The sequence below is a fragment of the Pseudonocardia sp. DR1-2 genome (assembly GCF_023717215.1).
GTDB lineage: Bacteria > Actinomycetota > Actinomycetes > Mycobacteriales > Pseudonocardiaceae > Pseudonocardia > Pseudonocardia alni.
Window position 1 is genome coordinate 534,239 of record NZ_JAMQOF010000001.1, and the last position, 14,630, is coordinate 548,868.

At 74.7% G+C, this 14,630-nt stretch carries 12 protein-coding genes; 3 read left to right on the top strand and 9 right to left on the bottom strand.

Annotated features, from left to right (window positions below; translation table 11 throughout):
- Window positions 1-63: 63 nt before the first annotated feature.
- From ND486_RS02525 to ND486_RS02550, 6 genes are read right to left on the bottom strand one after another with little or no spacing between them, the layout of a single operon-like run.
- Complete coding sequence (locus ND486_RS02525) at window positions 64-1,035, bottom strand: biotin-dependent carboxyltransferase family protein (protein WP_251782570.1); 972 nt, start codon at window positions 1,033-1,035, stop codon at window positions 64-66.
- A complete protein-coding gene (locus ND486_RS02530) occupies window positions 1,032-1,904 on the bottom strand; it encodes an allophanate hydrolase subunit 1 (RefSeq protein WP_251782571.1) in 873 nt (290 codons plus the stop codon). Before ND486_RS02530 ends, ND486_RS02525 begins: the two co-directional genes overlap by 4 nt.
- Entirely contained in the window at window positions 1,901-3,253 is a 1,353-nt protein-coding gene (locus ND486_RS02535) for an acetyl/propionyl/methylcrotonyl-CoA carboxylase subunit alpha (protein ID WP_251782572.1), read from the bottom strand. The genes ND486_RS02530 and ND486_RS02535 overlap by 4 nt, the downstream gene beginning before the upstream one ends.
- A complete protein-coding gene (locus tag ND486_RS02540) occupies window positions 3,250-3,495 on the bottom strand; it encodes an acetyl-CoA carboxylase (RefSeq protein WP_020625095.1) in 246 nt (81 codons plus the stop codon). Before ND486_RS02540 ends, ND486_RS02535 begins: the two co-directional genes overlap by 4 nt.
- 15 nt (window positions 3,496-3,510) lie before the next feature.
- Window positions 3,511-4,236, bottom strand: a complete 726-nt coding sequence (gene pxpA / locus ND486_RS02545; protein ID WP_251782573.1) for a 5-oxoprolinase subunit PxpA — start codon at window positions 4,234-4,236, stop codon at window positions 3,511-3,513.
- Between the two features lie 23 nt (window positions 4,237-4,259).
- Window positions 4,260-6,593: a molybdopterin cofactor-binding domain-containing protein gene (locus tag ND486_RS02550; protein WP_285898197.1), complete on the bottom strand. Its 2,334-nt coding sequence runs from the start codon at window positions 6,591-6,593 to the stop codon at window positions 4,260-4,262.
- Between the two features lie 176 nt (window positions 6,594-6,769).
- Between ND486_RS02550 and ND486_RS02555 the strand changes: the two genes are divergently transcribed.
- A complete protein-coding gene (locus ND486_RS02555) occupies window positions 6,770-8,272 on the top strand; it encodes a PucR family transcriptional regulator (protein WP_285898074.1) in 1,503 nt (500 codons plus the stop codon).
- A gap of 19 nt (window positions 8,273-8,291) precedes the next feature.
- Here ND486_RS02555 and ND486_RS02560 read toward each other — a convergent pair whose 3' ends face one another.
- Window positions 8,292-8,885, bottom strand: a complete 594-nt coding sequence (locus ND486_RS02560) for a DUF4232 domain-containing protein (protein ID WP_251782576.1) — start codon at window positions 8,883-8,885, stop codon at window positions 8,292-8,294.
- Window positions 8,886-9,000: 115 nt separating this feature from the next.
- On the opposite strand from ND486_RS02560, the gene ND486_RS02565 reads away from it, so the two are divergent.
- Entirely contained in the window at window positions 9,001-9,741 is a 741-nt protein-coding gene (locus tag ND486_RS02565) for a sulfite exporter TauE/SafE family protein (protein ID WP_251782577.1), read from the top strand.
- Window positions 9,742-9,782: 41 nt separating this feature from the next.
- Here the strand turns inward: ND486_RS02565 and ND486_RS02570 are convergent, their stop codons facing one another.
- Together ND486_RS02570 and ND486_RS02575 are read right to left on the bottom strand one after the other, a co-directional pair.
- Window positions 9,783-11,846, bottom strand: coding sequence for a serine/threonine protein kinase (locus tag ND486_RS02570; RefSeq protein WP_251782579.1), 2,064 nt, complete (start codon window positions 11,844-11,846; stop codon window positions 9,783-9,785).
- 124 nt (window positions 11,847-11,970) lie between these two features.
- Entirely contained in the window at window positions 11,971-12,438 is a 468-nt protein-coding gene (locus tag ND486_RS02575) for a MarR family winged helix-turn-helix transcriptional regulator (RefSeq protein WP_062394998.1), read from the bottom strand.
- 313 nt (window positions 12,439-12,751) lie between these two features.
- Here ND486_RS02575 and asnB point away from each other — a divergent pair, with 313 nt between their 5' ends.
- Entirely contained in the window at window positions 12,752-14,626 is a 1,875-nt protein-coding gene (gene asnB, locus ND486_RS02580; RefSeq protein ID WP_251782581.1) for an asparagine synthase (glutamine-hydrolyzing), read from the top strand.
- Window positions 14,627-14,630 lie beyond the last annotated feature (4 nt).

Here is a 14,630-nt window from a genome sequence, read left to right on the forward strand (position 1 = left end):
GAGCGTCGAGTCTGGACCAGACGGCGCTGCGGGGCCAGCCCGAACGGGTGAGCGGGAGCGGTGTCACCGCTCCAGTGCGCTGTGCATCCGCGCGAGCCGGTCCGTGCGCTCGGCCCGCAGCGACAGCGCCGTCTCCAGGTCGACCGCCACGAACCGGGTGCGGGTGCGCGGCGCCGACTGGGCGACGACGTCGAGGTCCCCGGAGACCACCGTCGCCACCATCATGTAGCCGCCGCCGGACACCGCGTCCCGGTGCAGCACGATCGGCTCCACACCGCCCGGGACCTGGATGGAGCCGACCGGGTAGGGCGAGTCGACGATGTTCGACGGGTCCTGGCCCGCCCCGAACGGCGGCTCGCGGTCGACGGTCTCCAGCTCCCCGCCGGTGTAGCGGAACCCGATCCGGTCCGCGACCGGGGTCAGCGTCCACGTGGTGTCGAGGAAGGTGGCGCGGCCCCGGTCGGTGAGCCGGTGGTCGTAGAGCCCCATCACGACCCGGACCTCGACGTCCTTCGCGAGCGACGGCCGCAGGTCCTCGGGCACGACGAGCCCGGCCCGGCCGGTGCCGGACCCGACGGGCAGGACGTCGCCCTCGGCCAGCGGCCGGCCGTCGAGCCCGCCCAGGGCGCCGAGCGCGTACGTGGCGCGGCTGCCGAGCTTCTCCGGCACGTCGATCCCGCCGGACACCGCGAGGTAGGCCCGTGCGCCCGCCTTCAGGTAGTCGAACGACAGCACGTCGCCCTCGGCGACGTCGAAGGACTCCCAGACGGGCACCGCCGACCCGTTGACCTTCGGGGCGATCGTCGCCCCGGCGACGGCGAGAGTCGCCGGGCCGGTGAACACCAGCTCCGGGCCCATGTAGACGATCTCCAGTGCGGCGGCGCCGTCCGGGTTCCCGACCAGAGCGTTCGCGCAGGTCAGCGAGTACTGGTCCAGCGCGCCCGACGGGGGGATGCCCAGGTGGTAGTAGCCGGAGCGGCCACCGTCCTGCACGGTGGTGGACAGACCGGGCTTGCGGACCTCGATGCGTGTCACGCGAGCACCTCCAGCAGGCGCGTGTTGTAGCCGTCGGGGTCGTCGAGGAACGGTTGCAGGTCGAACGCCACCGGACGGGCGGTGATCCGGTACTCCCCCGCCTCGGCGGCGGCGTGGAGCTGGTCGTACTCGTCGCGGTCGATGCCGCGGAACTTGACCATGTCCCCGGGCCGCATGAACACCATGTGCTCGGTGAAGTCGGGCTTGGTCTGGGTCGGGTCGTAGATCGGCGCCGGGGTGATGCCGAACATCTGGTAGCCCCCGGCCCCGCGCACCGAGTAGATGCAGGAGAAGCAGCCGCCGTAGCCGACGGTCTGCTTGGGGGTGTCGGTGCGCGGGCGCAGGTACTTCGGCACCACGATCTGCCGGTCCCGGGGCACCATCTGGTACTTGAACGGCAGGCCGGCGACGAAGCCGACCATCGAGGTGAACCAGGGCGAGCCGGAGTGCGCGGCGATGAACTCGTCCACCCCGGCGTAGCCGTTGATGCGGGCCGCGTACTCGATGTCGGTGGCCTCGGGGTCCTGGTGGCGGTCGCGGAACCGCATCAGGGTCTCGGTGGTCCACGGGTCCTGGTAGAGCACCGGGATCTCGACGACCCGGCAGTCCAGGGTGACCCCGAGCGCGTCGCCGACCCGGGTCTCCAGCTCCGTCAGCTGCGCCATCAGGGCGTGCGGGTCGAGCACGTCGGGGTCGTAGCGCACCTGGTAGGAGGCGTTCGCCGGGCAGATCTCCAGGATGCCGTCCGGACGTTCGGAGCGGAGCAGGTTGGTGATCGCGACGGCCTTGAAGTTGGCCTGCAGGCTCATGTCCTCGGCCAGCTCGACGAACACGAACTCGTCGCCGCCCCAGCTGTAGCGGGCGCTCATGAGGTCCCCTTCCCTTCGGCCAGCCAGTGTTCGAGGGTCCCGGTGTGGAAGTCGGCGTCGGCGACCCACGGCTCCCCGGCCAGGGTGCGGAGCAGCCCGGCGGTGGTCGGGATCCCGGCGACGGAGAACTCGTCGAGCGCACGCCGGGACCGGGCCAGCGCCTCGGTCCGGTCGGCACCCCACACCACGACCTTCGCCAGCAGCGAGTCGTAGTACGGCGGGACCGTCCCGTCCGGCTCCAGCCAGGTGTCGCAGCGCACCCACGGCCCCGACGGCAGCGTGACCCGCCCGACGCCACCCGGCTGGGGCAGGAAGTCCCGCTCCGGGTCCTCCGCGCAGACCCGGAACTCGATCGCGTGCCCGCGCCGGGAGATCCCGTCCTGGGTGAACCGCAGCGGCTCCCCCGCGGCGACGCGCAGCTGCTCGGCGACCAGGTCGATGCCGGTGACGAGCTCGGTGGTGGGGTGCTCGACCTGGATGCGGGTGTTCATCTCGATGAAGAAGAACTCGCCCGTCTCGTCGTCGACGAGGAACTCCACGGTGCCGGCCGAGGTGTAGCCGACCTCGCGGCACAGCGCGACCGCCGCGGCCGTCATCGCCTCGCGGGTCGCCCCGGTGATCCCCGGCGACACCGCCTCCTCGACGACCTTCTGCCTGCGGCGCTGCAGCGAGCACTCCCGCTCGAACAGGTGGACGGCGTCGCGGCCGTCGCCGAGGACCTGCACCTCGACGTGCCGGGCACGCTCGACGAACCGCTCCAGGTACATGGTGCCGTCGCCGAACGCCTTCTCCGCCTCGGTCGAGGCCTGCCCGAACGCGGTGCGCAGCGCCTCGGCGTCGGCGACGACCCGGATGCCCCGGCCCCCGCCGCCCGCGGCGGCCTTGAGCATCACCGGGTAGCCGACCTCCTGGGCGGCGGCGACCGCGGCGTCGGCGTCGGCGACCCCGCCGGGGGTACCGGGCACGGTCGGGACCCCGGCGGCGCGGGCGACCTCCCGGGCGGCGACCTTGTCGCCCATCCGCTCGATCGTCGCCGCGTCCGGGCCGACGAAGGTCAGACCCGCACCGGCGACGGCCGCGGCGAACGACGCCCGCTCGGACAGGAACCCGTAGCCGGGGTGGACGGCGTCGGCGCCGGTCTCGGTCGCCGCGGCCAGGATCGCGTCGGCGACCAGGTAGGACTTCGACGCGGGCGAGGGCCCGATCGCCACGGCGGTGTCGGCCAGGCGCACGTGCAGGGCGTCGGCGTCGGCCTTCGAGTGCACCGCGACGGTGCCGATGCCCAGGTCCCGCGCGGCCCGGATGATCCGGACGGCGATCTCGCCGCGGTTCGCGACGAGCAGCCTCATGCCGTCTCCACCACCGCCACGGGCTGGCCGGCGTCCACCTCGTCCTCGTCGCCGACCAGGAACTCGACGACGGTGCCGGTGGCGCCCGCCGGGATCTGGTGGAAGGACTTCATGACCTCGACCAGGCCGATCGCCTGGTCGTCGGTGACGGCGGCGCCGTCCTCGGCGAACGGCGGGCTGCCGGGGTCGGGACGGCGGTAGAACACGCCGGGAATCGGGGAGACGACCTCGTGTCGGGGCACTGCGGATACTCCTTCTCAGCTGCTCAGGTGGGGCTTCAGCGCGTCGTGCACGGCCTTGGCGAGCTCGACGGCGTTCGGGGTGTCGGAGTGCACGCACACCGAGTCGGCGCGCACGGTCAGCTCCTTGCCGTTCTCCGAGGTCGCCTTCCCCTCGGTGACCGCGCGCAGGGCGCGTTCCGCGGACCGCACCGGGTCGAACGCCTCGTGCTCACGGGTGATGATCAGCGAGCCGTCGTCGCGGTAGTCCAGATCGGCGTAGTACTCGGCGACGAACCCCGCGGGCCGGTCACCCCAGACCTGCTCGTGCGCGGTGCCGACCATGCCGACCAGCGGGGCACCGAAGACGTCGGCGGCGTCGGCGATCGCGGCGGCCACCTCCGGGTCCCGGGCCGACATGCCGTAGAGCGAGCCGTGCACCTTGACGTGGTTGAGCTCCATGTCGTGTGCGCGCAGGAACCCCGCCAGTGCACCGATCTGGTAGACCACGCCCGCGGTCAGCTCGTCGCGGTCGAGCCTCATCTCGCGGCGGCCGAAGCCCTCCCGGTCGGGCAGCGACGGGTGCGCCCCCACCTTCACCCCGTGCCGCTGCGCCAGCGCCACGGTCCGGGCCATCACCCGCGGGTCCGAGGCGTGGAAGCCGCACGCCACGTTGGCGACGGTCACCCAGGGCATCAGGCCCTCGTCGTCGCCACAGTGGTAGATCGAGTACGACTCGCCCATGTCACAGTTGATGTCCACCATGTCCGGTCTCCCTCCCGGTGGGTTCAGGCAGTCTGGCCGGACGCGGCGGTGATCGCCCGCCAGACCGCCTGCGGCGTCGCCGGCATGTCGACATGGGTCACCCCGAGGTGGGCGACGGCGTCGATCACCGCGTTCACCACGGCGGGCGAGGAGCCGATCGCGCCGGACTCGCCGATCCCCTTGACCCCCATCGGGTTCGTCGGCGACGGCGTGACCAGCTGCTCGAGCTCGAAGTGCGGCAGGTCGGTCGCGGCGGGCACGGCGTAGGACGCCAGGTTGCCGGCCGTCGGGTTGCCGGCCTCGTCGAAGGTGGCGTGCTCGTAGAGGGCCTGCCCGATGCCCTGGGCGATACCGCCGTGCAGCTGCCCCTCGACGATCGTCGGGTTCACCACGACCCCGCAGTCGTCGACGGCGACGTAGCGGCGGATCCGGGTGAACCCGGTCTCGGTGTCGACCTCGGTGACGCACACGTGCGTCCCGAACGGCCAGGTGAAGTTCGGCGGGTCGAACGCCGAGTCCGCGGTCAGGTTGGGCTCCATGCCCTCGGGCAGGTCGTTCGCCAGCGACGCCGCGCCCGCCACCTCCTGGATGGTCACCGACGGCCCGGCCGTCCCCGCCACCGAGAACCGGCCGCCGGTGAACTCCAAGTCCTTCTCGTCGGCCTCCAGCAGGTGCGCGGCGATCTGCATCGCCTTGTCCAGCACCTTGCCCGCGGCCAGGTGCACCGCGGTGCCGCCGACGGCGAGGCTGCGCGAGCCGTAGGTGTCGCGCCCGAACGGCGCGACCAGGGTGTCGCCGTGCAGGACCTCGACGTCGTCGGGGTGCACACCGAGGCGGTCGGCGACGATCTGCGACCAGGCGGTCTCGTGGCCCTGCCCGTGCGGGGAGGTGCCGGTGACGACCTCGACCTTCCCGCTGGTCGTCATCCGGACGGTGGCCTGCTCCCAGCCGCCGGACTGCAGCCGGACCCCGGCCGCGACCTTCGACGGCGACAGCCCACCGGACTCGGTGAAGTTGCCGAACCCGATCCCGATCTGCACCGGGTCGCCGGACTCGCGGCGGCGGGCCTGCTCGGCGCGCAGCTCGTCGTAGCCGACCAGCTCCATCGCCCGGCGCATGCAGGTCTCGTAGTCCCCGGAGTCGTACTGCACCCCGGACGGGACCGTGCGCGGCTCCAGGAACTTGGGGTGCAGGTTGCGCAGCCGCACCTCGGCAGCGTCCATGCCGAGCTCGCGGGCCAGGTCGTCCATGATCCGCTCGTGGCCGTAGGCGGCCTCCGACCGGCCGGCGCCGCGGTAGGCGTCGGTCGGGGTGAGGTTGGTGAACACGCCCTTCGCGGTGAACGAGTAGTGCCCGAAGTCGTAGAGCCCGCAGAAGGTGAACGCGCCGAACACGGCGATGCCCGGGGTGAGCAGCTGCAGGTAGGCGCCCATGTCGGCGAGCAGCTCCACCTTCATCCCGAGGATCTTCCCGTCGCGGGTGGCGGCGACGGAGACGTCCTGGATCTGGCCGCGGCCGTGCGTGGTGGCCTGGTGGTGCTCCGAACGGGTCTCGGTCCACTTCACCGGGGTCCTCAACCGGCGGGCGAGGACGAGGGCGAGGAACTCCTCGGCGTAGACGTTGAGCTTCGCGCCGAACCCGCCGCCGACGTCCGGGGCGACGACCCGGATCCGGGTGTCCGGGATGCCGGTGACCGCGGCGAGGATGTCCCGCACGAAGTGCGGTACCTGGGTGGCGGTGTAGACGGTGAACCCGGCGCCGACCGGGTCCGGCACGCACACCACCGCACGCGGCTCCATCGGCGAGGGGACGACCCGCTGCTGCAGGTAGCGCCCGGACACGACGACCTCGGCCTCGGCGAAGGCGGTGTCCACGTCCCCGGTGGCCAGCGGCCAGGTGTAGCAGTGGTTGGTGCCCATCTCCTCGTGCACGACCGGGGCGCCGTCGGCGAGGGCGTCGGCCATGTCGACCACGGCGGGCAGCTCGGCGTACTCGACGTCGACGAGGTCGGCGCCGTCGCGGGCGGCCGCGGCGCTGGTGGCGAGGACGACCGCGACACCGTCGCCGACGTGGTTGACCTCGTCGCGGGCGAGCGGGCGGTGGTCGGGGATGCGGATGTCCTCGGTGACCGGCCAGCCGCACGGGATGCCGGCGAGGAACTCGTCGTCGACGTCGGCGGCGGTGAGCACCGCGCGGACCCCCGGGACGGCGGCCGCGGCGGCGGTGTCGACCGCGACGATCCGGGCGTGCGGCACCGGGCTGCGCACGACGACCATGTGCAGGGTGCCGGGCGGGGCGATGTCGTCGGTCCAGGTGGCCCGGCCGGTGAGCAGCGCCTGGTCCTCCTTGCGCTGCATGCGGGTTCCCACCCACGGTGCCGCAGCGGTACCGGTCTCCTGCGTGGCGGTCACGACGCTCCCTCTGACGACGACTGCGGTCCGTGCCGGACAGCGTGATCCGGAACACGCCGGGGCGGTAGTGTCCGGACTGTCCAGTTCGATGTCCGGTACACGCCGATCCGGCAGGGGGTCCGATGGCGCTGACGCTGCGCACGCTGTGTGCGAGCCGCAGTCTCGGACTGCGTCTCGCGTGTCCGTCCGCGGATCAGGATCGACCGCTCACGTGGGTGCATTCGAGCGAACTGTCCGATCCGACGCCCTATCTCGACGGCGACGAACTGCTGCTGACCACCGGGCTCGGACCGGCGCCCGACCCGGCCGGCTACGTGGACCGGCTCGTCGCGCACGGCCTCGCCGGGCTCGGGTTCGGCTGCGGTCTGGGACACGACGACCTGCTCCCCGCGCTGCGCGAGGCCTGCGCGCGGGCCGGGCTGGCGCTGCTGGAGATCCCCGAGCGCACCCCGTTCCTGGCGCTGACCAAGGCCGTCGCCGAGGCCCGCGCCGCCGACCGCTACGCCGAGGTCGTCCGCACCGACGAGGCGCAGCGGGCGCTCACCGCCGCCGCCCTGGGCGAGGACGACCCGGACACCGGCACCGCCCGGGTGCTGGACCGGCTCACCGAGCGTCTCGGCGCCTGGGCGCTGATCTCCGGGGCCGACGGGCGGGTCCGCCGGTCCGCGCCCGCCGGGGCGGCCCGGCGCGCGGTCCTGCTCCGCGCCGAGATCGACCGGGTGCGGGACCACCCCGGGCCGTCCAGCGTCACCGTCGCCGTCGGGGACGGGCAGGTCGTGCTGCAGCCGGTGCGCCTGATCGGGCCCGCGGTGCTCGTCGTCGGGCGGGACCGGCGCTTCACCCCGGTCGACCGCCAGCTCATCGGCTCGGCGGTGTCGGTGCTGACCCTCGCCCACGCGCGCAGCGCCGCGGCCGGGCGGGCCGAGCGCCGCGTGCGGACCGCGGTGCTGCGGGCGCTGGCCACGCTGCCGGGCTGCGGCGCCGAGGACGTGCTCGCCGAGACCTGGGGCCCGCTGCCCGGCGGGGACCTGGTCGCGGTCGCGCTCGGCGGGCGGGCCACCGGTGCGCCGCCGGACGTCCTGCTCGACGCCCTGGAACGGGCCCCCGGGGTCGCCTTCCACGCCGAGCTCGACGGGCAGGTGGCCGCGCTCGTCGGCGCCGGCTCGGTGCCCGCGGTGCTGGAGGTCGCCGGACGGGTGCGCGGGGTGCGGGCCGGGGTGTCGACGCCGGCCCCGGTCGGTGAGCTGGGCCGCGCACTGCGCGAGGCGGGGCGGGCGCTCGACGCCGCCGAACGCCGCGACCGGGCGGTGCTGCGCTTCGCCGACCTCGCGGGCAGCGGACTCGCGTCGCTGGTGCGTCCCGAGGACGCCACCGCCTTCGCCGACGCCGTGCTGGCCCCGCTCGTCCGCCACGACACCGAGCGGCGCGGCGACCTGGTCGCCTCCCTGCGGGAGTGGCTGGCCCACCACGGGCAGTGGGACCCGGCCGCGTCCCGGCTCGGGGTGCACCGCCACACCCTGCGGGCCCGCATCACCCGGGCCGCCGCGCTGCTGGAGCGCGACCTCGACTCCCCCGGCGTGCGCGCCGAGCTGTGGTTCGCCCTGCACACCACGGACCCCGCCTGACGGGGCTCCCCGCCGATCGCTACCGGGCGGCGACCGACCCCACCGTGGCCTGCGGCGGCGCCGGGTCGGCGGAGCACACCGGGCCGGGGCGCGGTACGAAGGTCCCGCCGCTGCCCCCGGGCGGGGCGACCCGCAGCCCGCGCGCCTGTTCCGGGACGCAGTCCGCCTCCGGGTACGAGGTGGTCGCCCGGACCCGCAGCGGCGCCGTCGCCGCGGCCCCCGGCGCCAGCCGCACCCGCGCCCGGGGCCCGTCGATCGCGGCCCGCGGCCCGACGCGGGTCCCCTCGTTGCCCGCCACGAACGCGACCCCGGGATAGCCGTCGAGCACGCAGGGGGCGCTGCCGGTGTTGCGGAACACCAGGTCGGCGGCGGTGACCGGCCCGTCGGCGCGGGGTGCGGTGGCGGACACGTCGAGGGTGTCGCCGGTGCACGGACCGGCCGGGCCGCCGTCGTCGGCCGGGGCGGACGCGGTGGTCGCCGGGGGCGGGGTCGTCGCGGCCGCGGGGGCCGGGGCGGGCGGGCGCGGGGCGGGGACGCCGGGGCCCGCGGTGCCGCAGCCGGCGAGCAGGAGCAGCAGGGCGGCACCCACCCCGGCCTCGCGCGGACCCACCACCGTGACCCCCGTTCCGACGCAGGTCGCTGCGCCGATCGGCGTCATTGTGACGTGGTCGTGCCCCTCACCGGGCGGCGGGTAGGGTCCTGTGCATCGACAACGAGGTGCTCCGCCCGTGACCCCGTGGCAGCTGCTCACGCTGTTCGGTGCCGGCGTCGCGGCCGGCCTGATCGGCGCCGTCGCCGGCCTCGCGTCGTTGTTCTCCTACCCCGCGCTGCTGGCCGTCGGGCTCCCCGCGACGACGGCGAACATCACCAACACCGTCTGCATGCTGTTCCAGGGGGCGGGCGCGGTCGCCGGGTCCCGCCCGGAGCTGCGCGGCGCCGGGCCGCAGCTGCGCCGCTGGATCGGCCCGGCGCTGCTCGGCGGCGCGGCCGGGGCCGGGCTGCTGCTGCTCACCCCGGCCGGTGGCTTCGAACGGATCGTGCCGTTCCTCGTCGCGGTCGCGGCCCTGCTGCTCCTGCGCCCGCCCCGGCCCGCGGACGAACCGCGACCGCCCGGGCCGGGCGTCGCGGTGGGGGTGTTCGGCGTCGCCGTCTACGCCGGGTACTTCGGCGCCGCAGCCGGGGTGATGATGCTGGCGCTCACGCTGTCGCTGCCGGGCGCGACCCTGCTGCGGGCCAACGCGCTAAAGAACGTGCTGACCTGGGCCGCGAACGCCGTCGCCGCGGTCGGGTTCGCGGTCCTCGGCGACGTCGCATGGGCCGCGGTGCCCGCGCTGGCCCTGGGCCTGCTCATCGGCGGCCGGCTCGGCCCGGTCGTGGCCCGGCGCCTCCCGGCCCGCCTGGTCCGGATCGGCATCGCGGTCGCGGGCCTCGGCCTGGCCCTGCGGCTGTTCGTCCAGGCCTGGCTCTGAGCGGTCCGGCGTGGCCCTGCGCCACGCCGTGGGCGGGGCCCTCAGCCCCGGCGGTACTCCAGCATCGCGGTGACCGGGCCGTCGGTGCGGTGCCCGTGGCGGCGCAGCCAGCCGTCGAGCTTGCCCTGCACCGTCGGCAGGTCCGGGCGCCGGTGCGGCTCGGTGCGCATCGCCTGCTTGAGCAGCGCCAGGTGGGCGGTGCGGCTCGGCAGGTGGGTGAGCTTCGCCCCCGCCGCAGCCGCCCGCAGCCCGGCGACGGCGTCGGCGGACTCCCCGCGCGGCGGGTGCCCGCTCAGCGCGAACGACACCGCCGCCGCGAGCTGCCAGGCGTCGGAGGCGGGCGAGGCGGGCTTCCCGGCCGCGGCCTCCGGCGCCAGGTAGTCCGGCGTGCCCAGGACGTAGCCGGTCTGGGTCAGCGTGGAGTCGCCCTGCTTGCGCGCGATCCCGAAGTCGATCAGGTGCGGGTGCCCCTGCGGGTCGACGACGATGTTGCCGGGCTTGATGTCGCGGTGCAGCACCCCGGCACGGTGCGCGGTGTGCAGGGCGCCGGCGATGCCGGTCCAGATGCGGGCCGCGGAGATGTCGTCCACCGGGCCCTGCTCGCCGACGAGCTGGCCGAGGGACATGCCGTCGACGTACTGCATGACGATGACCAGCCCGTCCATGCCCTGCAGGCCCGGGTCGGACGAGGCGTGCAGCAGGTCGTGGATCTGCACGCAGCAGGGGTGGCGCAGCGCGCCGAGCGCGGCGGCCTCCCGGCGGATGCGCTCCTCGGTCTCCGGGTCCGCGGCGTGCGCGGACTTGACCGCGACGGTGTGGCCGAGCTTGGCGTCGTGGGCCAGCCAGACCCCGCCGAAACCACCGGCACCGAGGCGGCGCATCAGCCGGAACCGGGGCGCCCGCGGCGGACCGCCCGCCACGGGTGCGACGAGCGTGGGCCGGCGCGGTGGCCCCGCCGGGGGCCGTCCCGCACCGGAGGCCGGGCCGCGGGCCGCTCCCGGCACCGGGCCGCGCAGCGGACCCGCGGCGGGGTGCGCGGCCGGGCCGGTGAACGGCGGCGGTCCGGCGGGCGGGCGCCCGGCCGGGCCGGGGGCGTACCCGGCGGGCGGCAGCGCGCCGTACCCGGACGGCGGGCGGGGCGCGGCGGCGAACCCGGCGTAGGGCGCGGACTGCTCGACCGAGGACGGCCCGCGGGTGCCGTTCGTCCCGGCGGTGCCCGGGGTCTCGCGGGCGGAGAAGCGCTGGGCGAGCCGCTCGGCGACGCTGGGCGTCGCGGCGGCGCCGGACTGCGGGGCGAGCCCGTCGCCGCCACCGCGCCCGGCCCGCGACGACCCGGTACCGGTGCGTCCCGCGGCGGGTGGCTCGGCGCGGCGCGGCGGCGCGTCGCGCCCGGCGCGGATCCGCTCGACCGTCGCCCGCGACGGTGCGGGGAACAGCGGGACGATCAGCACCCCGGCCAGGCTCGCGGCGAGGATGCCGACCCACAGGTGCTCGGCGGTGCCCGCGGGGACCCCGCCGGTCAGCACGATCAGCGCGAACAGCGGGAGCCAGAAGAACTTGGCGGGCCAGCGGGGCCCGCGACGCAGCGCGGTGCGCGCCTGGACCGCGACGAGCACGGTCGCGAGCAGCGGCACGACGCCGAGCAGGGCGACGGAGGTGACCGAGGTGACGACGTCCCCGCCGATGGACCCGGCCACGGTGCCGCGGCCCAGGTAGCTGCTCTGGGTCCCGACGACGCTGCAGGTCTCGACCCGGATCGACGAGGTGGCCGACGGGCTCAGCCCGGGGACGGCCGGCACGCCGGCGGTGGCACGGCTGAACACCCCGCCCGCCCCGACGAACACCGCCAGCGGGAGCAGGCCCGCCGACAGCACTCCGATCCCGGCCAGCAGCACGGACTCGGCCGAGCCGTAGCCCGACGAGGACCCGGAGCCGATCCCCCGGCGCAGCAGCGCGACCAGCGCCGCACCCGCGGTGGGCAGCAGCCCCGTCAGCACGCCGAGCGCGGTGACCGACCAGGCCCAGTCCCCCGGGCACACGTCCGGCACACCGAGCCCGCGGATGCCCTCCAGAACCCCGGCGACGAGCGCCACCAGCGCGTCCACGCCCGTCCTCACCCCCGAACTCGCTCCGGGTGCGGCCACCCGGACTGCCCACTATCGCATCACCCGGGTGGGGCCCGGCGGAGCAGCGGGTGCACGGGGGCGCGCGCGGGCGGGTGCAGCGGGGTCAGCGCACGAAGAGGTCCAGGTCGGTGTTGAACCGGTCGAGCAGCTCGGCCAGGGAGTCGCGGTCGTGGGTCGGCCAGTGCGCGATGACCTCGCGCAGCGGCGCCAGGCGGGCCTCGCGGACCTGCTCCCGGGCGGCGAGGCCGGCCGGGGTCAGGGTGACGCTGACCGAGCGGGGGTCGCGCTCGTGCGGGGACACGTCGACCAGCCCGGCCCGCGACAGGCGCGAGACCTGGCGGCTGGCGGTGGGCTTGGAGACGCCCAGCTTGCCGGTCAGCGCGGTGAGCGAGAGGGCGCCCTCGTCGTCGAGCAGCATGAGGACCGGGTAGGTGTAGCGGTCCACGGCGTCGTTCGCGCCGTAGCCGTTGGACCACACCGACTCCATGGTGCGGCGGACCAGCAGCGTGATCTGCTTCTCCAGCGAGTGCAGCGGGTCCTGGGTCGCCGTGGCGAGACCGCCGGTCGCCACGGTTGCGTCGTCGTCAATCGGGCCAATCGGACGTTCCGTCATGATTCGCATGCTACACACGTTGCGGACTGCAACATTGACGATCGCAATCACGTAAGCGGATCGAAAGGTTCGTGCGCCTTCACGCAACGATGCTCCGCCGAACGAGTGTGATCAGCGACGCCCGTCGTCGAAAGCGCTGGACGAACCGCCCGTTACCGGACGGAGTGCCCACGTCGTGTTACCTACGTGTTGCGTCCCGCAATCATTAGCGTTGCAATCGATCTTACCGGGCGGTGCGGCCCGGGCCACGAGATCGAGGAGGCGCTCAACCGTGTGCGGAATCTGCGGCTGGATCGACTACCGACACGACCTGGGGGCGGACGAGCACGCCCGCACCCTCGCGGCGATGAACGACACGATGTCCTGCCGCGGACCGGACCAGCAGGGCGTGTGGGCCCAGGGTCCGGCGGCGCTGTGCCACCGCAGGCTCGCGGTCATCGACATCGAGGGCGGCCGCCAGCCGATGACCCTCGACGAGGGCGGGGCCCCCGCCCTGCACATGGTCTACTCCGGCGAGACCTACAACTTCCGCGAGCTGCGCGAGCAGCTCGCCGCCGCCGGGCACCGGTTCCGGACCTCCAGCGACACCGAGGTCGTGCTGCGGGCGCACCGCGAGTGGGGCGCGAAGGACCCACGGGACGTCGCCCGCCGGCTCAACGGCATGTTCGCCTACGCCCTGTGGGACTCCGGCACGAACGAGCTGGTGCTGGTGCGTGACCGCCTGGGCATCAAGCCGCTGTACTACTACCCCACCCCGCACGGGGTGCTGTTCGGCTCCGAGCCCAAGGCGATCCTGGCCAACCCCGAGGCCGAGCGGGTCGTCGACGCCGAGGGCCTGCGCCGGGCGCTGGCGTTCGTCTCCGACATGTCCAACGCGGTGTTCCGCGGGATGCGCGAGGTCCCGCCCGGCTGCGTCGTGCGGGTCTCGCGGGACGGCGGCGTCCGCGAGGAGCGCTACTGGGAGCTCACCGACACCGGGCACACCGACGACGTCGACACCACCGTGCACCACGTCCGCGAGCTGCTCGAGGACACCGCGCTGCGCCAGCTCTACGCCGACGTCCCGCTGTGCACGCTGCTCTCGGGCGGGCTGGACTCCTCGGCGCTCACCGCGCTGGCCGCGAAGCACGTCGACGGCACCGTGCGGTCCTTCGCGGTGGACTTCGTCGGCTACGCCGACAACTTCGTCGCCGACGACGCGCGCGGCACCCCCGACTCCCCCTACGTGCACGAGGTCGCCGAGTACGTCGGGACCTCGCACCGCGACATCGTGCTGCGCACCGAGGACATGATGGACCCGGCCGTGCGCCGGGCCACGGTGCACGCCCGCGACCTGCCCGCCGGCATCGGCGACATGGACTCGTCGCTGTACCTGCTGTTCTCCGCGATCCGCAAGGAGTCCACGGTCGCGCTGTCCGGGGAGTCCGCCGACGAGGTGTTCGGCGGCTACCGCGACTTCCACGACCCGGAGACCGTCGCCGCGGACACCTTCCCGTGGCTGGCCGGGCGGATGATGAACGCCGACCAGTCCGACCCCGGGCTGTTCGACCGGGCCCTGTGGGACAAGCTCGACGTCCCCGGTTACCTCGACGACCAGTACCGGGCCGCGCTCGCCGAGGTGCCGGAGCTGACCGGCCCGGCCGCCGACGACCCGCACGAGCGCCGGATGCGCGAGATCTGCTACCTCTACCTGACCCGCTGGCTGCCGGTGCTGCTGGACCGCAAGGACCGGATGAGCATGGCCGTCGGGCTCGAGGTGCGGGTCCCGTTCTGCGACCACCGCCTCGTCGAGTACGTCTTCGGCACGCCGTGGGCGCACAAGAACTTCGACGGGCGCGAGAAGTCGCTGCTGCGCCACGCCACCTCCGACCTGCTGCCCGAGTCGGTGGTGCAGCGGGTCAAGAGCCCCTACCCCTCCACCCAGGACGACTCCTACGAGAAGTCGCTGCGCGACCAGGTCGCCGAGATCGTCGGGCAGGGCGACGACGCGCCCGTCGCGCCGCTGGTGGACCGGGCGGCGGTGCGGCGCCGGCTCGACGAGGGCGGTGGGCACGAGGCCAACTCGATGGGCCGCCGGATGCAGCTGGAGCGCATCATCGACCTCAACACCTGGATCGGCGACTACGACGTGCAGCTCTCGCTGTAGGCCC

Excerpts from the sequence above, each read along its gene's own strand:
- ND486_RS02530 (WP_251782571.1), bottom strand. The coding sequence starts at position 1,904 with ATGAGCGCCCGCTACAGCTGGGGCGGCGACGAGTTCGTGTTCGTCGAG.
- ND486_RS02535 (WP_251782572.1), bottom strand. The coding sequence starts at position 3,253 with ATGAGGCTGCTCGTCGCGAACCGCGGCGAGATCGCCGTCCGGATCATC.
- pxpA (WP_251782573.1), bottom strand. The coding sequence starts at position 4,236 with ATGGTGGACATCAACTGTGACATGGGCGAGTCGTACTCGATCTACCAC.
- ND486_RS02550 (WP_285898197.1), bottom strand. The coding sequence starts at position 6,593 with ATGCAGCGCAAGGAGGACCAGGCGCTGCTCACCGGCCGGGCCACCTGG.
- ND486_RS02555 (WP_285898074.1), top strand. The coding sequence starts at position 6,770 with ATGGCGCTGACGCTGCGCACGCTGTGTGCGAGCCGCAGTCTCGGACTG.